General features: G+C 71.0%; 27 protein-coding genes. 23 read left to right on the plus strand and 4 right to left on the minus strand.

Going from position 1 to position 23,706, the window contains the following annotated elements:
• The first annotated feature begins 220 nt into the window (after positions 1-220).
• The 7 genes from infA (at position 221) to Q343_RS0103495 (ending at position 4,242) form a co-directional block, all read left to right on the plus strand.
• Positions 221-442 (plus strand): translation initiation factor IF-1, encoded by a 222-nt coding sequence (gene infA / locus Q343_RS0103465; protein WP_029252193.1) that lies wholly within the window; start codon positions 221-223, stop codon positions 440-442.
• 67 nt (positions 443-509) lie between these two features.
• A complete protein-coding gene (gene rpmJ / locus Q343_RS0103470; protein ID WP_029252194.1) occupies positions 510-623 on the plus strand; it encodes a 50S ribosomal protein L36 in 114 nt (37 codons plus the stop codon).
• A gap of 180 nt (positions 624-803) precedes the next feature.
• A complete protein-coding gene (gene rpsM, locus Q343_RS0103475; protein ID WP_029252195.1) occupies positions 804-1,178 on the plus strand; it encodes a 30S ribosomal protein S13 in 375 nt (124 codons plus the stop codon).
• Between the two features lie 69 nt (positions 1,179-1,247).
• Positions 1,248-1,652: a 30S ribosomal protein S11 gene (gene rpsK, locus Q343_RS0103480; protein WP_029252196.1), complete on the plus strand. Its 405-nt coding sequence runs from the start codon at positions 1,248-1,250 to the stop codon at positions 1,650-1,652.
• Positions 1,653-1,789: 137 nt separating this feature from the next.
• The gene (locus tag Q343_RS0103485; protein WP_029252197.1) at positions 1,790-2,797 is read left to right on the plus strand and encodes a DNA-directed RNA polymerase subunit alpha; all 1,008 of its coding nucleotides are present in this window, start codon (positions 1,790-1,792) and stop codon (positions 2,795-2,797) included.
• 59 nt (positions 2,798-2,856) lie between these two features.
• Positions 2,857-3,384, plus strand: a complete 528-nt coding sequence (rplQ, locus tag Q343_RS0103490; RefSeq protein WP_029252198.1) for a 50S ribosomal protein L17 — start codon at positions 2,857-2,859, stop codon at positions 3,382-3,384.
• A 123-nt stretch (positions 3,385-3,507) separates the two neighbouring features.
• Entirely contained in the window at positions 3,508-4,242 is a 735-nt protein-coding gene (locus Q343_RS0103495; RefSeq protein WP_029252199.1) for an alpha/beta fold hydrolase, read from the plus strand.
• An 18-nt stretch (positions 4,243-4,260) separates the two neighbouring features.
• Here the strand turns inward: Q343_RS0103495 and Q343_RS0103500 are convergent, their stop codons facing one another.
• The gene (locus Q343_RS0103500; RefSeq protein WP_029252200.1) at positions 4,261-5,022 is read right to left on the minus strand and encodes an ROK family protein; all 762 of its coding nucleotides are present in this window, start codon (positions 5,020-5,022) and stop codon (positions 4,261-4,263) included.
• A 49-nt stretch (positions 5,023-5,071) separates the two neighbouring features.
• Between Q343_RS0103500 and truA the strand changes: the two genes are divergently transcribed.
• Entirely contained in the window at positions 5,072-5,941 is an 870-nt protein-coding gene (gene truA / locus Q343_RS0103505; protein WP_029252201.1) for a tRNA pseudouridine(38-40) synthase TruA, read from the plus strand.
• Between the two features lie 6 nt (positions 5,942-5,947).
• On the opposite strand, the gene Q343_RS0103510 is transcribed toward truA, so the two are convergent.
• Entirely contained in the window at positions 5,948-6,331 is a 384-nt protein-coding gene (locus tag Q343_RS0103510; protein WP_029252202.1) for a DUF5709 domain-containing protein, read from the minus strand.
• Positions 6,332-6,536: 205 nt separating this feature from the next.
• Here Q343_RS0103510 and Q343_RS15085 point away from each other — a divergent pair, with 205 nt between their 5' ends.
• The 8 genes from Q343_RS15085 (at position 6,537) to Q343_RS0103550 (ending at position 13,949) form a co-directional block, all read left to right on the plus strand.
• Positions 6,537-6,890: a hypothetical protein gene (locus tag Q343_RS15085; protein ID WP_155990616.1), complete on the plus strand. Its 354-nt coding sequence runs from the start codon at positions 6,537-6,539 to the stop codon at positions 6,888-6,890.
• A gap of 168 nt (positions 6,891-7,058) precedes the next feature.
• Entirely contained in the window at positions 7,059-8,768 is a 1,710-nt protein-coding gene (locus tag Q343_RS14435) for a hypothetical protein (RefSeq protein ID WP_052366822.1), read from the plus strand.
• Between the two features lie 78 nt (positions 8,769-8,846).
• Complete coding sequence (trhO, locus tag Q343_RS0103525; RefSeq protein WP_081829585.1) at positions 8,847-9,803, plus strand: oxygen-dependent tRNA uridine(34) hydroxylase TrhO; 957 nt, start codon at positions 8,847-8,849, stop codon at positions 9,801-9,803.
• Between the two features lie 203 nt (positions 9,804-10,006).
• Positions 10,007-10,450 carry a 50S ribosomal protein L13 gene (rplM, locus tag Q343_RS0103530; protein ID WP_029252206.1) on the plus strand — a complete coding sequence of 148 codons (444 nt, stop codon included), beginning with the start codon at positions 10,007-10,009 and terminating at the stop codon, positions 10,448-10,450.
• A 38-nt stretch (positions 10,451-10,488) separates the two neighbouring features.
• The gene (gene rpsI, locus Q343_RS0103535; protein ID WP_029252207.1) at positions 10,489-10,971 is read left to right on the plus strand and encodes a 30S ribosomal protein S9; all 483 of its coding nucleotides are present in this window, start codon (positions 10,489-10,491) and stop codon (positions 10,969-10,971) included.
• A 180-nt stretch (positions 10,972-11,151) separates the two neighbouring features.
• Positions 11,152-12,519, plus strand: a complete 1,368-nt coding sequence (glmM, locus tag Q343_RS0103540) for a phosphoglucosamine mutase (RefSeq protein ID WP_029252208.1) — start codon at positions 11,152-11,154, stop codon at positions 12,517-12,519.
• Positions 12,516-13,202, plus strand: a complete 687-nt coding sequence (locus tag Q343_RS0103545) for a peptide deformylase (protein WP_043109197.1) — start codon at positions 12,516-12,518, stop codon at positions 13,200-13,202. Before glmM ends, Q343_RS0103545 begins: the two co-directional genes overlap by 4 nt.
• A gap of 45 nt (positions 13,203-13,247) precedes the next feature.
• A complete protein-coding gene (locus Q343_RS0103550) occupies positions 13,248-13,949 on the plus strand; it encodes a DedA family protein (RefSeq protein ID WP_081829586.1) in 702 nt (233 codons plus the stop codon).
• On the opposite strand, the gene coaA is transcribed toward Q343_RS0103550, so the two are convergent.
• The gene (coaA, locus tag Q343_RS0103555) at positions 13,946-14,923 is read right to left on the minus strand and encodes a type I pantothenate kinase (RefSeq protein ID WP_052366824.1); all 978 of its coding nucleotides are present in this window, start codon (positions 14,921-14,923) and stop codon (positions 13,946-13,948) included. The genes Q343_RS0103550 and coaA overlap by 4 nt on opposite strands.
• A 119-nt stretch (positions 14,924-15,042) precedes the next feature.
• Here coaA and glmS point away from each other — a divergent pair, with 119 nt between their 5' ends.
• Positions 15,043-16,908: a glutamine--fructose-6-phosphate transaminase (isomerizing) gene (gene glmS, locus Q343_RS0103560; protein ID WP_029252212.1), complete on the plus strand. Its 1,866-nt coding sequence runs from the start codon at positions 15,043-15,045 to the stop codon at positions 16,906-16,908.
• Positions 16,909-16,937: 29 nt separating this feature from the next.
• The gene (locus tag Q343_RS0103565; protein ID WP_029252213.1) at positions 16,938-17,288 is read left to right on the plus strand and encodes a holo-ACP synthase; all 351 of its coding nucleotides are present in this window, start codon (positions 16,938-16,940) and stop codon (positions 17,286-17,288) included.
• A 67-nt stretch (positions 17,289-17,355) separates the two neighbouring features.
• Here the strand turns inward: Q343_RS0103565 and Q343_RS0103570 are convergent, their stop codons facing one another.
• The gene (locus tag Q343_RS0103570) at positions 17,356-18,390 is read right to left on the minus strand and encodes an LLM class F420-dependent oxidoreductase (RefSeq protein WP_029252214.1); all 1,035 of its coding nucleotides are present in this window, start codon (positions 18,388-18,390) and stop codon (positions 17,356-17,358) included.
• A gap of 97 nt (positions 18,391-18,487) precedes the next feature.
• On the opposite strand from Q343_RS0103570, the gene Q343_RS0103575 reads away from it, so the two are divergent.
• The 5 genes from Q343_RS0103575 to tsaE are packed head-to-tail and all read left to right on the plus strand — an operon-like array spanning position 18,488 to position 23,706.
• A complete protein-coding gene (locus Q343_RS0103575; RefSeq protein WP_029252215.1) occupies positions 18,488-20,257 on the plus strand; it encodes a bifunctional ADP-dependent NAD(P)H-hydrate dehydratase/NAD(P)H-hydrate epimerase in 1,770 nt (589 codons plus the stop codon).
• A complete protein-coding gene (locus Q343_RS0103580; protein WP_029252216.1) occupies positions 20,254-20,973 on the plus strand; it encodes a nucleoside/nucleotide kinase family protein in 720 nt (239 codons plus the stop codon). The genes Q343_RS0103575 and Q343_RS0103580 overlap by 4 nt, the downstream gene beginning before the upstream one ends.
• The gene (locus tag Q343_RS0103585) at positions 20,973-21,917 is read left to right on the plus strand and encodes a pseudouridine synthase (protein WP_029252217.1); all 945 of its coding nucleotides are present in this window, start codon (positions 20,973-20,975) and stop codon (positions 21,915-21,917) included. Before Q343_RS0103580 ends, Q343_RS0103585 begins: the two co-directional genes overlap by 1 nt.
• Positions 21,914-23,170, plus strand: coding sequence for an alanine racemase (gene alr / locus Q343_RS0103590; protein ID WP_043109202.1), 1,257 nt, complete (start codon positions 21,914-21,916; stop codon positions 23,168-23,170). Before Q343_RS0103585 ends, alr begins: the two co-directional genes overlap by 4 nt.
• Positions 23,167-23,706, plus strand: a complete 540-nt coding sequence (gene tsaE / locus Q343_RS0103595) for a tRNA (adenosine(37)-N6)-threonylcarbamoyltransferase complex ATPase subunit type 1 TsaE (RefSeq protein ID WP_043109204.1) — start codon at positions 23,167-23,169, stop codon at positions 23,704-23,706. The genes alr and tsaE overlap by 4 nt, the downstream gene beginning before the upstream one ends.

The raw sequence follows: 23,706 nt of genomic DNA on the forward strand, positions 1-23,706 counted from the left end.
GGCCGCCGCCCGGAGCCGTTCCGGGCGGCGGTTTCGCGTCGTGGCTGAATAGAGTACGATGGTCCGTCGGGTGTAGTCCGTTCTTTGAGTTCCACTATCGAGACCTCTTGCAGGCTGTCGATCGGGCCTTGCGGACTACGCGCACAACATCCACGCCAACGTTCCCGCCGAGTCGGGTTCCTCGGCGTGGGGACCGAGCAGACGAGAGTTAGCGGAGGACATGGCAAAGAAGGACGGTGTCATCGAGATCGAGGGCAGCGTGATCGAGGCCCTGCCGAACGCGATGTTCCGCGTGGAGCTGGCCAACGGTCACAAGGTTCTTGCACACATCTCGGGGAAGATGCGGCAGCACTACATCCGGATCCTTCCCGAGGACCGGGTCGTGGTGGAGCTGACTCCCTACGACCTGTCCCGCGGCCGGATCGTCTACCGCTACAAGTAACCACCACTCGATCGAGCGCCGTCTCAACCCTGGGGGACCGGGGTGACCACGGCGGCGGAGGAACATCATGAAGGTCAAGCCGAGCGTCAAGAAGATCTGCGACAACTGCAAGGTGATTCGTCGCCACGGTGTCGTCATGGTCATCTGCGACAACCTGCGGCACAAGCAGCGCCAGGGCTGAAGTCCCGGCGCGTGATGTCGGGCCTCGGCCCAGGCATCTGACGGCTCCGGCCGTCATCAGCGCATCGTCACGAACCACCGCCCTCGGGCGGCGGGGAACCCTCGGCTCGGAGGCCGGGGCCCGCAAGCAGCGGGAGGATGATGCGGTAGACCTCCGAACGAAGTACAGGAGCCGGAAGGCATGGCACGTCTTGTCGGCGTCGATCTCCCCCGCGAAAAGCGGCTCGAGATCGCGCTCACCTACATCTACGGCGTCGGCCGTACCCGCGCCCAGCAGACGCTGGCAGCCACGGGTATCGACCCCAACGTCCGCGTGAAGGACCTCGGTGACACCGAGCTCGTCGCGCTCCGCGACCACCTCGAGGGCAACTACCAGCTCGAGGGTGACCTCCGCCGTGAGGTCGCTGCCGACATCCGCCGCAAGGTGGAGATCGGGTCGTACGAGGGTCTGCGTCACCGCCGCGGCCTCCCGGTGCGCGGTCAGCGCACCAAGACCAACGCGCGTACCCGCAAGGGCCCCAAGCGCACCGTGGCCGGTAAGAAGAAGGCCCGCTAAGCAGCCCGTGGCGCGGACCCTTGAGGTCCGCCCCGGTCCGACGACCTCACACCAGGAGAACTTACAGTTATGCCTCCCAAGACTCGCGCGGCCGCAGGCCGCAAGCCGCGTCGTAAGGACAAGAAGAACGTCCCGCTCGGCCAGGCGCACATCAAGAGCACCTTCAACAACACGATCATCTCGATCACGGACCCGACCGGCGCGGTCATCGCGTGGGCTTCCGGCGGCGACGTCGGCTTCAAGGGCTCCCGCAAGTCGACGCCCTACGCTGCCGGCATGGCCGCCGAGGCCGTCGCCCGCAAGGCTGCCGACCACGGCGTCAAGAAGGTCGACGTCTTCGTGAAGGGCCCGGGCTCGGGCCGCGAGACCGCGATCCGCTCCCTGCAGGGTGCCGGCCTCGAGGTCGGTTCGATCCAGGACGTGACGCCGCAGGCCCACAACGGCTGCCGTCCGCCCAAGCGTCGCCGCGTCTGACGACGCGTTCGCCGTCGTCCGCCCCTGACGGGGCGGGCGACGGCGGCCCACGCCCGACGGGTGGACCGAGACCCCCGGGCGACCCGCGTCACCCGTGATGCGTCAAATAGCGGACGCACACTGAGAGGAACGAAACCTTGCTGATCGCACAGCGCCCCACGTTGACCGAAGAGGTCATCTCGGAGGACCGCTCACGCTTCTCCATCGAGCCGCTTGAGCCGGGCTTCGGGTACACGCTTGGCAACTCGCTGCGTCGCACGCTGCTGTCGTCCATCCCGGGCGCAGCGGTGACCTCGATCCGGATCGACGGTGTTCTCCACGAGTTCACCACCGTTCAGGGTGTCAAGGAAGACGTCACCGAGATCATCCTCAACATCAAGAACCTCGTCGTCTCCTCGGAGAACGACGAGCCCGTCGTGATGTACCTGCGCAAGCAGGGCCCGGGTGTGGCTACGGCCGCTGACATCGTCCCGCCGGCAGGCGTCGAGGTCCACAACCCCGAGCTCGAGATCGCCACGCTGAACGACAAGGGCAAGCTTGAGGTCGAGCTGACCGTCGAGCGTGGCCGTGGCTACGTCTCCGCGAACCAGAACAAGATGTACGACGCGGAGATCGGCCGGGTTCCGGTCGACTCGATCTACTCGCCGGTCCTGAAGGTCACGTACAAGGTCGAGGCCACGCGTGTCGAGCAGCGGACCGACTTCGACAAGCTGGTCGTCGACGTCGAGACGAAGTCGGCGATCTCGCCCCGCGACGCTCTCGCGTCCGCGGGCAAGACGCTGGTCGAGCTCTTCGGGCTGGCCCGCGAGCTGAACGTCGAGGCCGAGGGTATCGAGATCGGCCCGTCGCCGACGGACGCAGCGCTTGCTGCGGACCTGGCGCTGCCGATCGAGGAGCTCAACCTCACAATCCGCTCGTACAACTGCCTCAAGCGTGAGGGTATCCACCAGGTCGGCGAGCTTGTTGCTCGCAGCGAGGCCGACCTGCTGGACATCCGCAACTTCGGTGCGAAGTCGATCACCGAGGTCAAGGAGAAGCTCCAGGAGCTTGGCCTTGCTCTCAAGGATTCGCCGCTCGACTTCGACCCCTCGACGGCCGACTACTACGAGTCGGACGACGACGGCACGGTCGAGCAGAACTACTGACGAACTGCGGGGTCCGGTCTCCCGGGACCCCGTGACCCCGCACCTCAAGGAGAACCACCATGCCTACACCCACCAAGGGTCCCCGGCTCGGCGGCGGTCCGGCTCACGAGCGTCTGATCCTCGCGAACCTGGCCACGCAGCTGTTCGAGCACGGCCGCATCACGACCACCGTGACGAAGGCCAAGCGCCTCCGTCCGCTGGCCGAGCGTCTGATCACCTTCGCGAAGCGTGGCGACCTGCACGCGCGTCGTCGCGTCATGACGGTCATCCGTGACAAGGGTGTCGTGCACACCCTCTTCACCGAGATCGCGCCGACGATGGCCGAGCGTCAGGGCGGCTACACGCGCATCACGAAGGTCGGCAACCGCAAGGGCGACAACGCGCCCATGGCGGTCATCGAGCTCGTGACCGAGCCCGTGAGCCCGAAGCAGGCAGTCGTGAAGGAGGCCGAGAAGGCCGCCGAGAAGGACGCCAAGAAGAAGTCGAAGAAGGCTGAGGAGGCTCCTGTCGAGGAGACCACCGAGGCTCCGGCCGAGGACGCCGCCGAGGCTCCCGCCGAGAAGGACTCCTCCGCCAAGGAGGACTGATCACCTCCCCGGTACCCCCGGGGGTTGATCGTACGAGGGCCTGGCCGAGACGACCTCTCGGCCGGGCCCTCGTTTGCGTCTCCTCGCCTCTCCTCGCGGGCGGTCCGGCGATACGGTGACGGGGTGAACGCCGCACCCGTCCCCGTGGTTCTCGTCCATGCGTCGCGAACGTCGCCGAGCATGTGGCGCACGCAGGTCGACGCGCTCGAGCGCCTGGGTGCCAGGGTGGCCGTCCCGACGCTCCCGGGACACGGGGTGCGTGAGGACGAGCCCTTCACCCTCGACGGCGCGGTCGAGACGGTCCGGGCGGCCGTGGACGACGTCGGCGGCCGGGCGCTCGTCGTCGGCCTCTCGGTGGGTGGGTACGTGGGCATCGAGCACCGGGCGCGCCACCCGGAGCAGTCGGCCGGACTCATGGCGGTGAGCTGCAGCACCGACCCGCGGACGCCCCTGCGCGCCGGGTGGGAGGTCCTCGCCCGGTGGATCGAGTCCTGGCCCGACTCGGGTGCGGCCCTGAACTCGGCGGTGGTCCGGGCGACCGTCCCCGCGGACGGGCTCCCGCATCTCGAGGGGGACGGCTTCGCGCTGCGCGTGATGAGTCAGATCGTCGAGGAGATGGCCCGGGTGCGGCCGCTGGACTCGCTCGATGCCGCGACGTCTCCCGTCTGGATCGTGAACGGGACCTGGGACCACTTCCGCACAGGTGAACGCGCGTACCTGCGGGCAGCCCGGGCCTCCGGGGCTCATGTGCGGCTCGTGCACGTGCGCGAGGCGAAGCACCTGGTAAACCTGGACCGTCCGGTCGCGTTCAACCGCGTTCTGCTGGAGGCCTGGAGCGACGCCGTCGCCACTCCGTAGGAGGCTGGCAGCATGGTCTCACCCCGCGTCGGGCAGGTCCCAGACCCGTGCCCCGCCGATCAGGGCCGCGGAGTTGGGTACGACGACGACGTCGTCGCCGAGTCGGTCCACCGCGCTCGCCGAGACGGCACGCGAGTTCCCGCCGCCCAGGTAGAGCCGGTCCCAGTGGAAGACGGGCCGCAGACCGTCGACGACGGATACCACGCGCCGCGACCACAGCGCGTTGCCGAGCCGTCGTCGCTCGGGCTCGCCGATGTACTCGTCATAGGTGGTCCCGCGGCGGATCGGCGCACGTGACCACTCGAGGTGCGGGGCGAGCCGGCCGCCGTCGAACAGGGCGGAGCCGAGTCCCGTGCCGAGTGTCAGGACGAGCTCGACGCCGCTGCCGGCGACCACCCCGGCGCCGTGCAGCTCGGCGTCGTTGACGACGACGGTCGGCACCTTCAGGCGCGAGCTCAGCGCCTCACGCATGTTGAGATTCGTCCACGAGGCGACCAGATCGGGGTCGACGCGGCTCCGCGGCCCGCTGCGTGTCACGTAGTGCGGGGTGTGGACGACGACGCCGTGGCGCAGCATCCCCGGCATGCCCACCGTCGCGCGGTCGGCGGGCGGGAGCCCGTCGGCGATCTCGGCGATCGTCTCGACGAAGAGCTCCGGCGGGAGCGGGTACGGCGTGGGCACGCGGACCGCGCGGGCGTGGGCCGTCCCGGCCGCGTCGAGGACGTTGGCCTTGATGCCGCCACCGCCGCAGTCGACGGAGAGCGTGCGTGGTCCACCCATGCGGGCAGCCTATCCACGGGAGCGCGACGGCGCGGGCTACCGTGGGCCTGTGAACGACGACAAGGTGCGGGTGCGGCTCGACGTGGCGTACGACGGCGGGGGGTTCTCCGGGTGGGCCACGCAGCCCGATCTGCGGACCGTGCAGGGGGAGCTCGAGCGTGGGCTCGCGACGATCCTGCGGGCCGACGAGGTGCGCGTGACCGTGGCCGGGCGCACGGACGCGGGGGTCCACGCCCGCGGGCAGGTCGTTCATGTCGACCTCACGACCGCGCAGTGGGAGGCGCTTCCCGGCCGCTCGGACCGTGCGCCGGGCCCGGCGCTCGTGGCGCGTCTGGGCGGTGTCCTGGCGAGCGACGTCGTCGTCCTCCGTGCGGGCCGGGCCCCGGCGGGGTTCGACGCCCGATTCTCCGCACTGAGCCGCAGCTACACCTATCGGATCGCGGACGACCCCGCGCTGCGCGACCCGCTCCGTCGCGGCTGGGTGCTGTGGAACCGCAAGCCTCTCGACGTCACGGCGATGCACGCCGCGATGCAGCCGCTGCGGGGGCTGCACGACTTCGCGTCGTACTGCAAGCCACGGCCGGGGGCGACGACGATCCGTGAGCTCGCGCAGATGGCGTGGGAGCGTCCGGCCGACGGGCCTGACCGAGGGCTCGTCGTGGCGCACGTCCGTGCCGACGCGTTCTGCCACAACATGGTCAGGGCTCTGGTCGGCGCGTCGCTCGCGGTGGGGGAGGGGCGGCGTCCGGTGGAGTTTCCCGAGCGCCTGCTGGCGGAGCGCTCGCGGACCAACGCGGCGGCCGTCGTCCCGGGCCACGCGCTCGTGCTCGAGTCGGTGTCGTACCCGGCCGACGACGAGCTGGCGGCGCGGGCGGAGCGGGTGCGCGCGCGCCGGATGGACGAGGAGGTCGAGCGGTAGCTCGACTCAGATCTCGTCGACGATGTGGACGGACGCCTCCTCGGCGCTGGCGCCCGCACCGTCGATGCCGGCGTCGGTGGCGTAGAGATCCGTGCCGCGGTCGCCGTCGTCGTGCTCGACCAGGCGGCCGGACCGGGTGGTGTCGACGGGGGTGTCGACGTCGTCGGGCACCTCTTCGGCGAGACGACGGTCGAGACCCTCGCCGGTCGCCTCCTCCCACGCGGTCTCGCCGTAGTGGTTGGAACGGTCGCGCTCGGGCGGGGAGTAGCCCTCGTCGAGAAGGTCGTCGACGCCGCGGTCCAGGAGTGTGTCCTCCTGGGTCAGCTGGTTCTCGTCGCCCTCGCCGACTGTCTCGGGGCCTGGGCTGGTGCCGGGGGTGTCGTTGCTCATGGAACTACGGTCGCACCTCGCACTCGCGCTCGCGCGCGGAGGAGCGATCGGTCGGTGAAGGTCCCCGGGCCATGATTTCACCCGCTCCCGAACTGTGGTGCAGGTCACAGACGCATAGGCTGGTGATGCGGGGGCGCTGTGGCGAGAGACGTCACGGAGGCGCCGGCTCGACGTCGAACCGGCCTGTCGACGAAGGAGCATTCCCATGCGCATCGTACGAAGCATCTCTGCAGGAGTGGCAGCGCTCGCACTGGTCGCCGCGGGCGCGGGTGCCGCGACCGCAAAGGGCAACCCGGACATCTGTCGGTACGACGGTGAGGGTTGGATGGAGAAGGTCGACGTCAGCGGCAACCACCAGGGCGTGCAGGTCGACGCGCCGGACGGCCTCGTGATCGTCGGGTACTGCGTGAAGGCTGGGTCGAGCAAGGGTAAGTCCGGCGGGGGGCAGGAGGTCAGCTACCTCGACGACGGGGTCGACTCGCTCACGATCACGCACTCGAGCGGCAAGGACGTCTCGCACTATCAGGTGCTCGTCTCGGAGGGCTATGTCATCGGCTGAATGTCACGAATCGGCAACTGGCGGGTGATTTCACCCGAGAGGTCTTCATCTGGGGCGATTGCGTTGTTAGCGTCAGCGGTGCGCGTCGGGGGTCCGAGGGAGGGCTAGCACGGGGGACCGGTGCGCGACCCGCGCCGGGGACCCCGGCACCCAGACCAAGGAGCCGCCGTGCGCAGCCTGCGCCGACTCGTCCTGCCCACCGCACTTGCCGTCGCGACGGCGCTCACGCTGGGCGGGCCTGCGTCCGCCGCCGTCGTCGAGTCTGCCGCCCCGCCCGTGCCCGCCGCCACCGTCTCGGTCGGACATCTCGCGACGACGGCGTCCGCCGAGAACTTCGAGACCGCGCTCTACTTCTACAAGAAGATCGACGAGGGCAAGCGGGCCGCCTGGAAGAACTCGGGTAAGCAGTACCTCGTGACGACGTGGGAGGGCAAGGACTTCGCGACGACGCTCGACGCCGCGCTGCTCGACGACGTCGAAGGAGTCGGAGAGATCTGCGGAGCCGGGTGGGGTGTCCAGCAGGACACCGTCGACCTGCGGAAGGCCGACGACGAGGACTTCAGTTTCCCCGCCAACATCACGTTCCCGACGGACAACATCGGGTGGCCGCCGATCATCAAGGCCAAGCACACGGACCTTGAGGCGCTCGTCGAGGTTCCCGAGTGCGGCTCGGAGCTGCCGGCGGCGCCGACCGTGTCGGTCGCGCCTCCGAGCTGTGAGTCGCTCTCGAACGAGGTGACGTTCACCGACCTGGCGACGGACACGCGCCTGGTCCTCGGGGACCTGCGGATCCGCGCGGAGGACATCCCGGACGGGACGTTCAACTACGAGCAGGCGCTCGCAGAGTTCGACCTGGCTCCGGCCTACGGAGAGCTGACGCTGGAGGTCCTCTGGTACGACCGTGCGGGCGACAAGAACGACCACGACCTGGGCGACCTCACGCTGACGCTCACGGAGCCCTCCTCGGTCGAGTGCGACACGCGGACCGAGGCCACGCCCGTGGCCCCGCAGATCGCCGACTGCGCCGCCGAGATGCCCGGCGTCGTCCTGCCGGACACCGACGCCTTCGTCTACACGTTCGACACCGACACCCGTGTCGCGACGGCGACCGTCCAGGACTCCTTCAAGGCGGTCGCCGGCAACGGCTGGGAGGCCACCGACATCGAGGGTGTGCTCACGCAGACCGTCGACGGTGTGCCGAACCTCGACCTGGTGTGCCCGGCCGAGCCGACACTCGCTGGGACCGTCGCCACCGGCACCTGCGTCGCCGACGCACCGTGGCTCGAGTACACCGTCGTCGTGGACGACCCCGACAAGCAGTACACGGGCGACAGGACCGGGACCATCACGTTCGTCGCGCCGGAGGGCGAAGAGAACGTCGTCGAGACCATCCAGCTGGACGACAACCTCTCCGCGTCGGGCTCCGTGCTGTGGCCCGGCGCCAGCGTGGACTCCGACGGTAACGCCAACGGCTGGCCGGGCTGGGAGCAGGACGCCGACGGCACGTGGGCCGAGACGACGGGCAACTACGCCTGGGCGCGTGACCTCACGCACGTGACCATCGACGTCAACCCGTCCCTCACCGTCGACGTCAGCTACCCGGAGGCCACCCCGGAGTGCGCGGCGGAGCCGACCGTCGTTGAACCGACCACCGAGCCGACCACTACGCCGGAGACCGCCGAGCCGACGACGAGCGCCCCGGCGACCGTCGAGCCGACGGACGACGCGGACGACACCGAGGTTCTCGGTGCCTCGGTGCCGCCCGAGGGCGGGCTCGCCGAGACGGGTGCTGACGCGCTCGTGTGGGCGCTGGTCGCCCTCGGCCTGATCGGTGGAGGCACGGCAGCCGTGCTGATCGCGCGTCGCCGTCGCGCGTAGCACCCGCAGCGCGTATCACCCGCCGGAGCCGGCCTCTCGACCGTGAGGGGCCGGCTTCGGTGCGCCTACGATTGATCCATGGCAGTCCACAAGATCGTGCTCTTTTACGGGTTTGCACCCCTGGCAGACCCGCGCGCCGTCCAGCTCTGGCAGCGAGCCCTGGCGGAGCGTTGGGACCTGCGCGGCCGCGTGATCGTCGCGGAGCACGGCATCAACGCCACGCTCGAGGGGACCGTCGAGAACCTCAAGCAGTACGTGAAGACCACGCGGACTTACCCGGGCTTCGAGAACATCGACGTCAAGTGGTCCGACGGCTCGGGTGCCGACTTCCCCCGGCTGTCCGTGAAGGTTCGCCCCGAGCTCGTCGCCTTCGGGGCGCCCGAGGCGCTGCAGGTAGGCCCCGACGGTGTCCAGGGCGGCGGGGCCAGGTTGTCCCCCCAGGAGCTGAACGACCTCGTCGCACGGCGCGGGGACGACGTCGTGATGTTCGACGGGCGCAACGCGTTCGAGGCAGAGATCGGCCGGTTCCGCGACGCCGTCGTCCCGGACGTGGCGACGACGCGCGACTTCGTCGACGCGCTCGACTCCGGGGCCTACGACGAGCTCAAGGACAGGCCCGTGGTCGCGTACTGCACCGGCGGCGTGCGCTGCGAGGTGCTCTCCAAGCTGATGGTCGACCGTGGCTTCTCCGAGGTCTACCAGCTCGACGGCGGGATCGTCCGGTACGGGGAGGCGTTCGGCGACGACGGGCTGTGGGACGGCTCGCTCTACGTCTTCGACGACCGGCGGCACGTGGAGTTCGGGCCGGCGACGGTCCCGCTCGGACGCTGCGCGGCGTGCCAGGCGGTCACGGCGCTCTACGAGAACTGCGGCGACCCGTCCTGCTCGACGCTCACCCTGTGCTGCGACGACTGCGCCGCGACGCACCGTGAGGGACGGTGTGACGCATGCATCACCGAGCGTCCGGGCGGCACGGTCCGCGAGACGAGAGGCCGGGAGCAGCGGGTCGAGGGTGCACTGCACGCCACGGTGTGACGGAACACCTTTTGACCGCCGGGCCGCCGGCCCGGTATTCTGTTGAGTCGTTGTGCTTCCCGCTCGGAAACCGATGTCAAACTGCGCGTCCCCCACTCGCCAGCAGACGAAGCCCGGGTTAGTTCGAGCATCGACAACGACCTCGTCGGCTGCAGTCCTCTGCGCCGAAGAAGACATCGAGACACGAAACGAAGGCTACGACCGTGCGTACGTTTACCCCGAAGCCCGGCGACATCCAGCGAGACTGGTACATCGTCGACGCGACCGACGTCGTCCTGGGACGCCTCGCCAGCCACGTTGCCACGCTCCTGCGCGGCAAGCACAAGGCGACGTTTGCGCCCCACGTCGACGGTGGTGACTTCGTCATCGTCATCAACGCTGACAAGGTCGCCCTCAGCGGCAACAAGCGCGAGCAGAAGCTTGCCTACGACCACTCGGGCTACCCCGGTGGTCTGAAGGCGGTTCCTTACGGAGAGCTGCTCGAGAAGCACCCGGAGCGCGCTGTCGAGCGTGCCGTCAAGGGAATGCTGCCCAAGACGCGTCTCGGCAACGCCCAGTACGGAAAGCTCAAGGTCTACGCAGGCACTGAGCACCCGCACGCGGCGCAGCAGCCGAAGCCGTTTGAGATCACCCAGGTCGCGCAGTAACGACCACCCCAGACTCCCTAGGACGCGAGGACACAACCGTGGCCGAGACCACCGTCGAGACTCCGCTGGACGAGACACCCAGCAACTACACCTCCGAGACCACTGCCCCCGCGGGCCAGGGCCAGAGCATCACCGCTCCGGCGCAGGCCCTCGGACGTCGCAAGGAGGCGATCGCCCGTGTGCGCATCGTCCCCGGCACGGGCCAGTGGAAGATCAACGGGCGCACGCTCGAGGACTACTTCCCCAACAAGCTGCACCAGCAGCTCGTCAACGACCCCTTCACGCTGGTCGGCGTCGAGGACCGGTTTGACGTCGTCGCCCGCATCAGCGGCGGCGGCATCTCCGGCCAGGCAGGCGCCCTGCGTCTCGCCATCGCCCGTGCGCTGAACGAGGTCGACGAAGAGTCGAACCGTGCCGCCCTCAAGAAGGCCGGCTTCCTCACTCGTGACGCACGCGTCGTCGAGCGCAAGAAGGCCGGGCTCAAGAAGGCCCGCAAGGCTCCGCAGTACTCGAAGCGCTGATCCACGCGCTACGGCCCGACGGCCCCGACGGACACTGTCCGTCGGGGCCGTCGGCGTTTCGACGTGCTTTTGCACGCGTTGCATACATTTCCGGCACGACGCCGGAACGCGCCCTCATCTGATCGCGCGGTTACTCTCGCAGCAGGCCGGGAAGAGTTCCGGCGGACGGAGGCATGACTGATGGCTCGCCTATTCGGCACCGACGGGGTGCGTGGACTCGCGAACAAGGACGTGACCGCGGAGCTCGCCCTCGACCTCGGGGCGGCCGCCGCGCACGTCCTCGGAGCGCGTGGTGAGTTCGGCACGCACCGGCCCCGCGCCGTCGTCGGCCGCGACCCCCGGGCCTCGGGCGAGCTGCTCTCCGCGGCGGTGTGCTCGGGCCTGGCGAGCGCGGGCGTCGACGTGATCGACGTCGGCGTGCTCCCGACCCCGGGTGTCGCATACGTCAGCGCCACGAACGCCGGTATCGACCTCGGCGTCATGATCTCCGCGTCGCACAACCCGATGCACGACAACGGCATCAAGTTCTTCGCCCGCGGGGGCGTCAAGCTCGCCGACGACGTCGAGGACCAGATCGCCGCTCGCCTCGACGAGGAGTGGGAGCGCCCGACGGGCGAGGAGGTCGGCCGGATCACCGTCGACGCCGGGCGCGCCGGCGAGGCCTACGTCGAGCACCTGATCTCGACGATCGGCGCCGACCAGTACACCAAGCCGCTGCACGGCCTGCGGATCGCGGTCGACTGCGCGAACGGTGCGGCGAGCGACATCGGACCCGCGGCGTTGCGAGCAGCCGGTGCGGACGTCGTCGTGATCAACGCGAGCCCGGACGGGCTCAACATCAACGAGAAGTGCGGCTCGACGCACCCCGAGCAGCTCCAGGCCGTCGTCGTCGCGTCGGAGGCGGACTTCGGCGTGGCCTTCGACGGCGACGCGGACCGCTGCCTCGCGGTCGACCACGGGGGCGTGCTCGTCGACGGGGACCAGCTCATGGGCATCCTCGCGATGGGGCTGAAGGACGAGGGGCGCCTGGCCCACGACACGCTCGTGGTGACGGTGATGAGCAACCTCGGGCTCGTGCTGGCGATGCGGGACGCCGGAATCGGCACTGTACAGACCGGTGTCGGTGATCGGTACGTGCTGGAGGAGATGCGCGCCTCGGGCTACTCGCTCGGCGGCGAGCAGTCCGGGCACATCATCATGTCCGAGCACGGGACCACCGGTGACGGCGTCCTCACGGCGCTGCACCTGGCAGCCCGCGTCAAGGCATCGGGGCGGCGGGTGGCCGACCTCGCCGCGCAGATCGGGCACCTGCCGCAGACCCTCGTCAACGTCAAGGACGTCGACAAGCACGCCGTCAGCCAGGACGCCGGCGTGCTCGCCGCCGTCGCCGAGGCGGAGAACCAGCTCGGCGACACCGGGCGAGTGCTTCTGCGCTCCTCGGGGACCGAACCCGTCGTGCGCGTGATGGTCGAGGCCGCCACGCAGAAGCAGGCGGACGCGGTCGCCGACGAGCTCGCGGGCGTCGTCCGCTCGCGCCTGGCGCTGTGACCCTGCTCGACCGGCTCCGTGAGGACGTCGAGACCCGGCTGGAGGCAGCGCCCGACGGGATCCTGCCGATCGTCCAGGCGGGCCACCCGGTCCTGCGGCACCCCGCCATGCCGTACGACGGACAGATCGACGACCTCCTCCCGGACCTGCTCGTCGTCATGCGCGAGACCATGCGGGCCGCGCCCGGCGTGGGGCTCGCCGCTCCGCAGATCGGCATCTCGCTGGCCCTCGCCGTCGTGGAGGACGCGGGCGCGGACGAGTCCGACCCGCGGGAGCGGTCGGCGCTGCCGTACCGCGTGCTCGTGAACCCTGCGTACGAGCCGATCTCGGACGAGCACGTCGCGTTCTACGAGGGCTGCCTGAGCGTGCGGGGCTGGAGTGCGGTGCGCGCCCGGCACCGGTCGATCCGGCTGACCGGTCACGACGAGACCGGCACGAAGCTCGACGAGGAGCTGTCCGGGTGGTCGGCGCGGATCGTCCAGCACGAGACCGACCACCTCAACGGGGAGCTGTACATCGACCGTGCAGAGTTGCGCTCCCTGGCGGACGACGAGGCGATGGGGCGCTGGTGGGGCACGTCCCCGGACCCGGCACCCGCGGCAAAGATGCTCGGCTTCGACCTTCACCGAATCCACTCAGGAAGACCAGGCGCCGGACCGCCCACTGTGGCGGATCGCACGTAGGCTTGTGCAGTCCGCACACTGACGTCGCGCTAGGAGCCGAGGCCCGTGCTAGATCCACTGAACGTCTTCTTGGCGGATCTTGAGGTGTGGGTGCAGGGCATCGCGGCCTCGCTGTGGGTCTACCCGACGCTCTTCACGTTCACGGTGATCGACGGGTTCTTCCCGCCGGTGCCGAGCGAGTCGGTCGTCATCACGCTCTCCGTGGCCGCCGCGGCGGGTACGGGTCCGGTGCTCTGGATCATCTTCGTCGTCGCGGCGCTCGGGGCTTGGGTGGGCGACCAGATCGCCTACCTCATCGGCAGGGTCATCGGTACCGAGAGAATCCCGTTCCTGCGCAGCGGTCGCGGCCTCAAGGCGATCACCTGGGCGCGGAACGCCCTGGCCACGCGCGGGGCCTCCTTCATCCTGGCGGCGCGCTACGTGCCCGTCGGCCGCGTCGCGGTGAACATGTCCGCCGGTGCCGTCGGCTTTCCGCAGCGCCGTTTCATGGCGTTCTCCGGCATCGCGGCGATCGTCTGGGCGTCGTTCTCCGTCGGCATCGGCACGCTCGCCGGCCAGTGGCTCGGGCACAACACCCTGCTCGCGATGGTGGTCGGTGTCGGTGTCGGGCTCCTGATGGGGTTCGTCGTCGACCGTCTCGTCGTCTGGTGGTCCGGGCGCGGGCACGCGCTCGAGCCGTTCGAGCCGCTGCCGACCGAGATCGCCGCGGCGCAGGAGGACGAGCACCTCTACGACGCCGCGGGCTAGAGCTTTCGCAGGCGGATGCGCTGGACCTTGTGGTCGTGGCCCTTGGTCAGCAGCAGAGTCGCCCGCCCGCGGGTGGGCAGCACGTTCTGCTCGAGGTTGGGTGCATTGATCGTGTCCCAGATCCGGCGCGCCGTCTCCTCCGCCTCGGCGTCGCTCAGCGTGGCGTACCGGTGGAAGTAGCTCTCCGGCTGGGCGAAGGCGGTCTTGCGCAGTGACAGGAAGCGGTCGACGTACCACTGGCGGATGTTCCGGGTCCGGGCGTCGACGTAGATCGAGAAGTCGAAGAAGTCCGAGACCGCCACGGTCGTCCCGTCCGGGCTCGGGCGCGCCGGCTGCAGGACGTTCAGGCCCTCGACGATCAGGACGTCGGGGCGGTGCACCACCGCCCTCTCGCCCGGCACGATGTCGTAGGTGAGGTGATCGTAGACCGGTGCCTTCACCTCGGTCTGGCCGGCCTTCACCCGGGAGAGGAACCGGATCAGGGCGCGGCGGTCGTAGGCCTCGGGGAAGCCCTTGCGCCCGAGGAGGCCGCGGCGCTCCAGCTCGGCGTTCGGGTAGAGGAACCCGTCCGTGGTGATCAGCTCGACGCGCGGTGTCCCGGGCCAGCGGGCCATGAGCTCGCGCAGCAGCCGAGCCGTCGTGGACTTGCCCACGGCGACGGAGCCGGCGACACCGATCACGTACGGCGTACGCACGGGGCGCTCGTGCAGGAACGTCGACGTCACGTCGTGCAGTCCCGCCGACGCCTGCACGTACAGGTTCAGCAGCCGCGACAGCGGCCGGTAGACGGCGTCCGCCTCGGCGAGGTCGATGGGATCTCCGAGGCCGCGCAGCCGTTCGACCTCGTCGGCCGTCAGCGGCAGCGGCGTCGAGGAGGAGAGCCGGCTCCATGCGGCGCGGTCGAGGTCCACGTACGGCGACGTCGACTCACCGGTCAGTGCCGGGTCCACGCGCGGTAGCTGATCTTCGGTCACGCAACGATTGTGCCCGATCTGCGAGCACCCGCGTCCCCGCGTTCGTCAGGAAAGGTCGCAAAAAACCGCAGAACTGCGCCGCGCGCAGCAGGTGCTTTCGATGGCTAGACTCTCGAATCATGTGTGGAATCGTGGGGTATGCAGGCCCTGTCCAGCCGTCGGGGCGACCCCTCGACGTCGTCCTTGAAGGCCTCCGTCGGCTCGAGTACCGCGGGTACGACTCCGCGGGTGTGGCACTGACCGTGCCCGGCCAGACGGTTGTCTCGTCGGCCAAGAAGTCCGGCAAGCTCGTGAACCTCGTCGACGAGCTCGCAGCACACCCGCTGCCCGAGGCCGTCGCCGGGATCGGGCACACCCGCTGGGCCACCCACGGGGGGCCGACGGACGTCAACGCGCACCCGCACGTCGTCGACGGCGGGCGTCTCGCCGTCATCCACAACGGCATCGTCGAGAACTTCGCCGCGCTGAAGGAGGAGCTCGCCGCCGAGGGCGTCACGTTCCTCTCGCAGACGGACACCGAGGTCGCGGCACACCTCCTGGCCCGCACCTTCCGCGAGGTGGGTGACCTGACCGTCGCGATGACCGTCGTCGCGCGCCGGCTCGAGGGCACGTTCACGCTCCTCGCCGTGCACGCCGACGATCCCGCCACGGTGGTCGGCGCCCGCCACGACTCGCCGCTGGTCGTCGGCCTCGGCGACGGGGAGAACTTCCTCGGGTCCGACGTCGCCGCGTTCGTCTCGCACACCACCGAGGCCCTGGAGCTCGGCCAGGACCAGGTGGTCACCATCACGGCGACCTCGGTCGACGTCGTGGACTTCGACGGCGAGCCCGCCCAGGCGAAGCGCTTCTCCGTCGACTGGGACGCCGCGGCCGCCGAGAAGGGTGGCTTCGAGTCCTTCATGGACAAGGAGATCCACGACCAGCCGCAGGCCGTCGGCGACACGCTGCTCGGCCGCACGGACGTGGACGGTCGTCTCATCCTCGACGACCTCAAGATCGACGAGGCGGTGCTGCGCTCGGTCGACAAGATCGTCGTCATCGCCTGCGGCACGGCCGCCTACGCGGGCCACGTCGCCAAGTACGCGATCGAGCACTGGTGCCGGATCCCCGTGGAGGTCGAGCTCGCGCACGAGTTCCGCTACCGCGACCCGGTCGTCAACGAGAAGACGCTGGTCGTCGCGATCACCCAGTCCGGCGAGACCATGGACACCCTGATGGCCGTGCGGCACGCCCGCGAGCAGGGCGCCAAGGTGATCTCGATCGTCAACACCAACGGGTCGACGATCCCTCGCGAGTCCGACGCCGTGCTCTACACGCACGCGGGCCCCGAGATCGCGGTCGCCTCCACCAAGGCGTTCCTCTCGCAGATCACCGCGGCCTACGTCCTCGGGCTCTACCTCGCCCAGCTGCGCGGCAACAAGTTCCCGGACGAGATCGCGCTGCTGATGGACGAGCTGCGCGACATGCCGCGCAAGATCCAGACGGTGATCGAGCGCGGCGAGTACGTGCGCTCGACGGCGCGTTCGATGAAGGACGCCTCCTCGGTGCTCTTCCTCGGTCGCCACGTCGGCTTCCCCGTCGCGATGGAGGGCGCGCTCAAGCTCAAGGAGCTCGCGTACATCCACGCCGAGGGCTTCGCGGCCGGCGAGCTCAAGCACGGCCCGATCGCGCTGATCGACGAGGGCCAGCCCGTGTTCGTCGTCGTGCCCTCGCCCCGGGGGCGGGACTCGCTGCACTCGAAGGTGGTCTCCAACATCCAGGAGATCCGCGCCCGTGGCGCCCGCACGCTCGTGATCGCCGAGGACGGCGACGACTCCGTCAAGGCGTTCGCCGACGAGATCTTCTGGATCCCGCAGGTGCCCACCCTGATGCAGCCGCTGCTCGCGACCGTCCCGCTGCAGATCTTCGCGATGGCGCTCGCGACCGCCAAGGGCCTCGACGTCGACCAGCCGCGCAACCTCGCCAAGTCGGTCACCGTCGAGTAGTCCGACCGGGGGTCGCCTAGGCTGAGCCCGTGATCATCGGGGTAGGAGTGGACGTCGTCGACGTGGACCGGTTCATGGAGACGCTCGACCGCACGCCACGCCTGCGCGAGAAGCTGTTCACCCCCGCCGAGCGGGACCTCCCACCGGCGTCGATCGCAGCGCGCTTCGCCGCCAAGGAGGCGATCGCGAAGGCGCTCGGTGCCCCCGGCGGGATGAGCTGGCAGGACGCGACCGTGCACCGGGTGCCGGGCGGGGCCCCCGAGGTGGAGATCTCCGGCACCGTCGCCGCGCGGGCGCAGGAGCTCGGGATCCAGAAGTTCCACCTGTCGATCTCGCACGACGCCGGGATCGCGTCCGCCATGGTCGTCGCCGAGGGCTGACCGTCGCCCGACGCACCGAGGGCGGGGCATCACGTCGTTCGGATGCCCCGCCCTCGTACGTCGTGGGTCAGTGCTGGAAGTGGGGCACGACCTCGCGGGCGAAGAGCTCGATCGACGAGCGGTCGTAGGCGGCGTCGAGGAAGTACGTGATCGCGTACGTCATGCCGAGCTCCTCGAGCTCGCGCAGCGCCGTGACGACCTGCTCCGGCGTGCCCACGAGAGGGCCGTTGCGCCACGACTCGATCTGGCCGTCGGCCGCGTCGGGGGAGACCCGGCGGTAGTGGTCCTCGATCCATCGCAGCTTCTCGGCGACGACCTCCTCGGTCTCGCCGATGACGACGTTGAAGTTCGCCGACCGGGTGATGGCGGCGAAGTCGGTGCCCAGGTCCTCGCAGTGACTGCGCAGCACCTTGGACTTGTGCGCGAACTCCTCGGGCATGCCGGAGAAGTTGGTGTACTGCGCGTACTGCGCGGCGGTGCGCAGGGTGCGCTTCTCGCCGCCCCCCGCGATCCAGAGCGGGATGGTCGGCCGGCCGGACTCGTCCCGCTGCAACGGCTGCGGGTGGCAGAGCGCGCCGTCGGCCGTGTAGTAGGAGCCGTGCAGCGTGGCGGACCCCTCGGACCACATCTGCGACATGATCTGCACGCCCTCGTCGAGCGCCTTGAGCCGGTCCCCGGCGTTCGGGAACCCGTAGCCGTACGCCTTCCACTCGTGCTCGTACCACCCGGCGCCGATCCCCATCTCGGTGCGACCGCCGGAGATCGCGTCGACCGTGGAGGCGACCTTCGCGAGGTAGGCCGGGTTGCGGTAGGCCATGCACGTGCACATCTGCCCGAGGCGCACGCGCTCCGTCGAGGCGGCGAACGCGGACATCAGCGTCCAGGCCTCGTGCGTGGCCTCCTCGGAGGGCTCGGGGACGGTGTGGAAGTGGTCGTACACCCAGACCGACTCAAAGGCCGGGAGGTCGCCGGGCAGACCGCTGCCGGCGAGCGCGGTGTCGGCGTAGCGGGCGAGAGACCGCATCGTCTCCCAGTGGTCGGCCGGTTCGATGCCGACGAGGTCCATCCGCCAGCCCTGTGGAATGAAGAGTCCGAATCGCATGCGTCCAACCTACTCCGGCCGTCCGACGTCGCACCTCGCCGCCCCGGGGCGACCGCGCTTTGGGCAGTCGGGCCGTCGGGCAGGCAGGATGGACCGCATGATCGAATCCTGGACCGCCGCCGACGTCCGTGCCGCGGAGGTGCCCCTGCTCGACGCGGGCTACGACCTGATGGAGCTGGCGGCCATCGCGCTCGCGACGACGTCGATGCCGGTGCTCTTCTCCGGGGACGAGGAGCCGGACCAGCCGGCACCGCGCGTCGCGCTGCTCGTAGGGTCCGGCGCCAACGGAGGTGACGCGCTGTTCGCCGGGGCGATCCTCGCCGGGCGTGCGGGCGACGACGGCGCGTTCCTCGCCGAGATCGTCGGCCAGACCGACCTCCCGCCCTCGGAGGTCGTCGCGGTGTGCACGAGCCCCCAGGTGCACGAGGCCGGGCTCGCCGCCCTGCGCGAGGCCGGAGGGCGGGTCGTCGACGTCTGCGGAGGCCCTACCGACCCCGCGTGGTCGGGGGCCGTCGCGGACGTGCTCGCCGCGGACCTCGTCCTGGACGGCCTCGTCGGTATCGGCGGTGTCGGGCCGCTGCGGGGGATCGCGGCCGAGTTCGTCCGCGCCCTGTCGGCGGCCGGCGAGCTGACGCAGGAGCTGACCGCGCAGCGCCCGAACTCCGGGCCCGGGTTCGTGATCCAGGGTGCGTCGGTCGAGCAGATCCTCGGGCCGCGCCCCGGGCGGCGCAGGCCGCGGGTGGTCGCCGTCGACCTGCCGAGCGGGATCGGCGTCGACGACGGGACGGTCGCGGGTCCCGTGATGCCGGCGGACGTGACCATGACCTTCGGGGCGACCAAGCCCGGGCTGCTGCTGCCGCCGGCGGCGCACCTGGTGGGCGACGTGCACTTCGTCGACATCGGGCTCAGCCAGCCGATCGTGGACCAGGGTCTCGTGCCTGCGGTGATGCGGATGGGGGCCGCCGACGTCGCGGAGCTCTGGCCCGTCCCCGGCGTGCGGGACCACAAGTACACCCGGGGCGTCGTCGGTCTCGTCGCCGGCACCTCGCACTTCCCCGGAGCCGCCGTGCTCGCGGCGACGGCCGCCGTCCGCTCGGGCGCCGGGATGGTGCGGTACCTCGGCCCGGAGGCCGTGGCCTCGACGGTGGTCTCGGCGCGCCCCGAGGTGGTGCCGGCCGCCGGCCGCGTCCAGTCGTGGGCGGTCGGACCGGGCCTGCCGGGAATCGGCGCCGACGGCGGCGGGGCGCCCGCGGCCGGGACCGACGGGGCGGCGCAGCACGCCCGCGTGCGCGAGGCGCTCGAGCAGTCGCGCGGCATCGGGCCCGACGGCACCGAGACCGACCCCGTGCCGGTGGTCGCGGACGCGGGCGCTCTCGACGTCGTGGCCACCGTGGTGCAGGACGGGCACCGGCTCGCCCCGCACGTGCTGCTGACGCCCCACGCCGGCGAGCTCGCCCGGCTGCTGCGTGCGCTGGGGGAGCGGACGTCCCGCGAGGACGTCGAGGCCGCCCCGCTCGCCCACGCACGCCGTGCGCACGAGCTCACCGGGGCGACGGTGCTCGTCAAGGGCTCGGTGACGATCGTCGTCGGACCGGACGCGGTCTTCTCCCAGGCCGAGGCACCGACGTGGCTGGCGACCGCCGGCGCGGGCGACGTGCTGACCGGGATCCTGGGGACCCTGCTCGCAGCGCGATCGGCCGAGGCGGTCGCGACGCCCGGCCTCACCTCGAGGCTCGCGGCGGCCGGGGCGTTCGTGCACGGCCACTGCGCCGACCGGGCCAACCCCGGCGGACCGGTCGCGGCGCTCGACGTGGCCGACGCCGTCTCCTCGGTGATCGCCGAGATCCTCCTGGAGAACGACGCATGAGCGGGCAGGACGCCGCGACGGCGCTCGCGGCCCGGGCCGTCATGCTGTGGGAGGCCGCGTCGGCGCAGGCCCGCGACGACGGCGACACGGACCCGGTACGGATCGTGATCGGGATCGTCGGCGCGCCGGGGTCGGGCAAGTCGACCCTCGCCGAGAAGGTCGTCGAGCACCTCGAGGCCGGGGTGGACGGCGGCGAGCGGTGCCCCGCCGTCGTCGTCCCGATGGACGGTTTCCACCTCGCCGACGCCGAGCTCGAACGGCTCGGACGGCGTGACCGCAAGGGGGCGCCCGACACCTTCGACGCCGAGGGCTTCGGCATGCTGCTGCTCCGTGCGCGCGCCGTCGGGCCGGGCGGGGCACCGGTCTACGCGCCCGAGTTCCGGCGCGAGATCGAGGAGCCCGTCGCCGGCGCGATCGCCGTCACGGAGGAGACGCGCGTCGTCGTGACCGAGGGCAACTATCTGCTCCTCGACTCCGACGACGGCCCGGGGGAGGTGGCCGGACGCTGGTCGACGGCTCGGCTCCAGCTCACCGAGTCGTGGTTCGTCGAGGTCCCCGACGACGTGCGCCGCGCCCGGCTCGTCGCCCGGCACGCGGCATACGGACTGGCTCCCGTCGCGGCCGCCGCCAAGGCGCTCGGACCGGACGAGCAGAACGCCCGGCTCGTCGAGACGACCCGCGAGCGGGCGAGCCTCGTCGTTCGCCTGGACGGCTAGTGGCCCGCCGTACCGGTCGCCGTCGTGCCGCCGTCCCGCCCCTCAAGGAGGGGCTGAACCCCACCCGGGTGCTGCTCGCGCCGTCGGACGACGAGCCGACCGTCGCCGCCCACCTCGCCCGACGGTTTCCCGACGACGCGGTACGCCTCGTCGAGAAGGTCGCGGCGGGAGAGGTGCTCGACGCCGCGCTGCACCCCGTCGCGCCCGACGCCCCGGCGACCCCGGGCGCCGTCGTCTGGGTCTACCGCGACCCGCCGACGGACGAGCCGCACGTGCCGTTCGAGATCGACGTGCTCCATCGTGACGACGCCCTGCTCGTCGTCGACAAGCCGCACTTCTTGTCGACCATCCCGCGGGGCGCCTGGGTCACGCAGTCCGTGCTCGTGCGCCTGCGCCGGGACCTCGACCTGCCCACGCTGGTCCCCGCCCACCGGCTCGACCGGCCCACCGCCGGCGTCCTCGTGCTCACGGTCGACCCCGAGGTGCGCGGCGCGTACCAGACGCTCTTCGCGCGCCGGGAGGTGACCAAGACCTACGAGGCGGTCGCCCCGCTCGCGGGCGTCGACCTGCCGGTGACGGTGCGCAGCCGGATCCTCAAGGAGCGGGGGGTACCGCGTGCGTACGAGGTCGAGGGTGAACCCAACGCCGAGTCGCGGATCTCGCTGACGGCTGCCGACCACGAGCGAGGTCTGGGGCTCTACCGGCTCGAGCCGCACACGGGCAAGACGCACCAGCTGCGGCTGCACATGCAGCGGATCGGCGTGCCGATCGTGGGCGACGACTTCTACCCGGACCTGCGGCACCGGGCCCCCGACGACTTCCGCGACCCGTTGCAGCTGCTCGCCCGGGAGCTGCGCTTCACCGACCCGTTCACCGGCGTCGAGCGACGTTTCGTCTCGCGTCGCGTCCTCGAGCGCTGGCCGGTGGCAGAATCAGCCGGGTGAGCACCTTTCCGGCACGTGCCGTCGTCGACCTCGATGCCATCGCGGGGAATGTGCGCGCCCTGGCCGACCACGCGCCGACGGCACAGGTGATGGCCGTCGTGAAGGCGGACGCCTACGGCCACGGGCTCGTCCCGAGCGCCCAGGCCGCGATCGCCGGGGGGGCGCGGTGGCTCGGCGTCGCGCAGGTGCCGGAGGCGATCGCGCTGCGTGCCGCGGTTCCTGCCTCCGCAGCACGGGTCCTGACGTGGCTGTACGCGCCCGGTGCGCCGCTGGCCGCAGCGCTCGAGGCGGACGTGGACCTCGCCGTGCACGCCGGCTGGGCGCTCGCCGAGGTCGTCGCCGCGGCGCGGCAGACCGGCCGGGTCGCGCGTGTGCACCTCAAGGTCGACACCGGCCTGGGGCGCAACGGACTGACGCCGGCCGACCTCGAGGCGTTGCTCCCCGACGCACTGCGGGCCCAGAGCGAGGGTGCGGTCGAGCTGGTGGGCGTCTGGTCGCACTTTGCGTTCGCCGACGAGCCCGACCACCCGACCGTGCTGGCGCAGGCCGAGGTCTTCGACGAGGTCGTGGGCCGCGTGGAGGCCGCCGGCGCGCACCTCGAGGTGCGGCACCTGGCGAACTCCGCCGCGACGCTCACGGCCCCGCGCATGCACTACGACCTGGTCCGTCCCGGACTGGCGGTCTACGGTCTGACGCCCGTCCCGCAGCTCGGTCCGGCGGCCGACCACGGCCTCACCCCCGCCATGACCGTCGAGGCGGAGCTCGCCAACGTCAAGCGCGTCACCGCCGGCCACGGGGTCTCCTACGGCCACCGGTACCGGACCACCCGGGACACGGTCCTCGGCGTCGTCCCGCTGGGGTACTCGGACGGCGTCCCGCGGCACGCGTCGGGAGACCTGCCGGCGCAGCCGGGCGGCCCGTTGCTCGTCGGCCGCACGGCGGACGGCGGAGGGCGTCTGCTCCGGGTGGCAGGACGGGTGTGCATGGACCAGTTCGTGCTCGACCTCGGTCCCGACGCCACCGAGCAGGCGGGCGACGTCGTGCGGCTGTTCGGACCCGGCACCGGGGCGGACACGGACGGGCTCCCGACCGCCCAGGACTGGGCGGAGGCCGCGGGCACGATCTCCTACGAGATCGTCACGCGGATCGGCGCCCGCGTCCCCCGGGTCTACGTCGGCGGCGAGGCGACCGCCGGGCCGTCGGCGCAGGGCGCGGCAGCAGCAGAGTCAGAGAGCAAGGAGAAGCAGGCGTGACCGTTCTACAACTTCCCGACGCGGCCAGCACCCGGGCGCTCGGTCAGGCGCTCGCCACGATCGTGCGCGCGGGTGACCTCGTCGTGCTCACCGGTGACCTGGGCGCGGGCAAGACGACGCTCACGCAGGGTCTCGGTGCGGGCCTCGGCGTCCGCGGGCAGGTCGCGTCGCCCACGTTCATCGTGGCGCGCGAGCATCCGTCGCTCGGTGACGGGCCCGCGCTCGTGCACGTGGACGCGTACCGGCTCGGAGGGCTCGACGAGCTCGACGCCCTGGACCTCGACTCGTCGCTCGAGGAGTCCGTGACGGTCGTCGAGTGGGGAGGCGGACTCGCCGAGGCCCTCGCCGAGGACCGGCTCGAGATCAGCATCGAGCGGCCCCGCGGCGGTCTCGTCGACCTCCCGGGCGAGGCGGAGCACGACGGCGTGCTCGGCGACCACGACCCCGAGGCCGGGGTCCGGCGCGTGACGATCCGCGCCGTCGGGCCGCGCTGGGCCGACACCGACCTCGCCGCGCTCGCGGCAGCCGTAGGCTAG

This window comes from Paraoerskovia marina DSM 21750 (assembly GCF_000701465.1).
Classification (GTDB): Bacteria; Actinomycetota; Actinomycetes; order Actinomycetales; family Cellulomonadaceae; genus Paraoerskovia; species Paraoerskovia marina.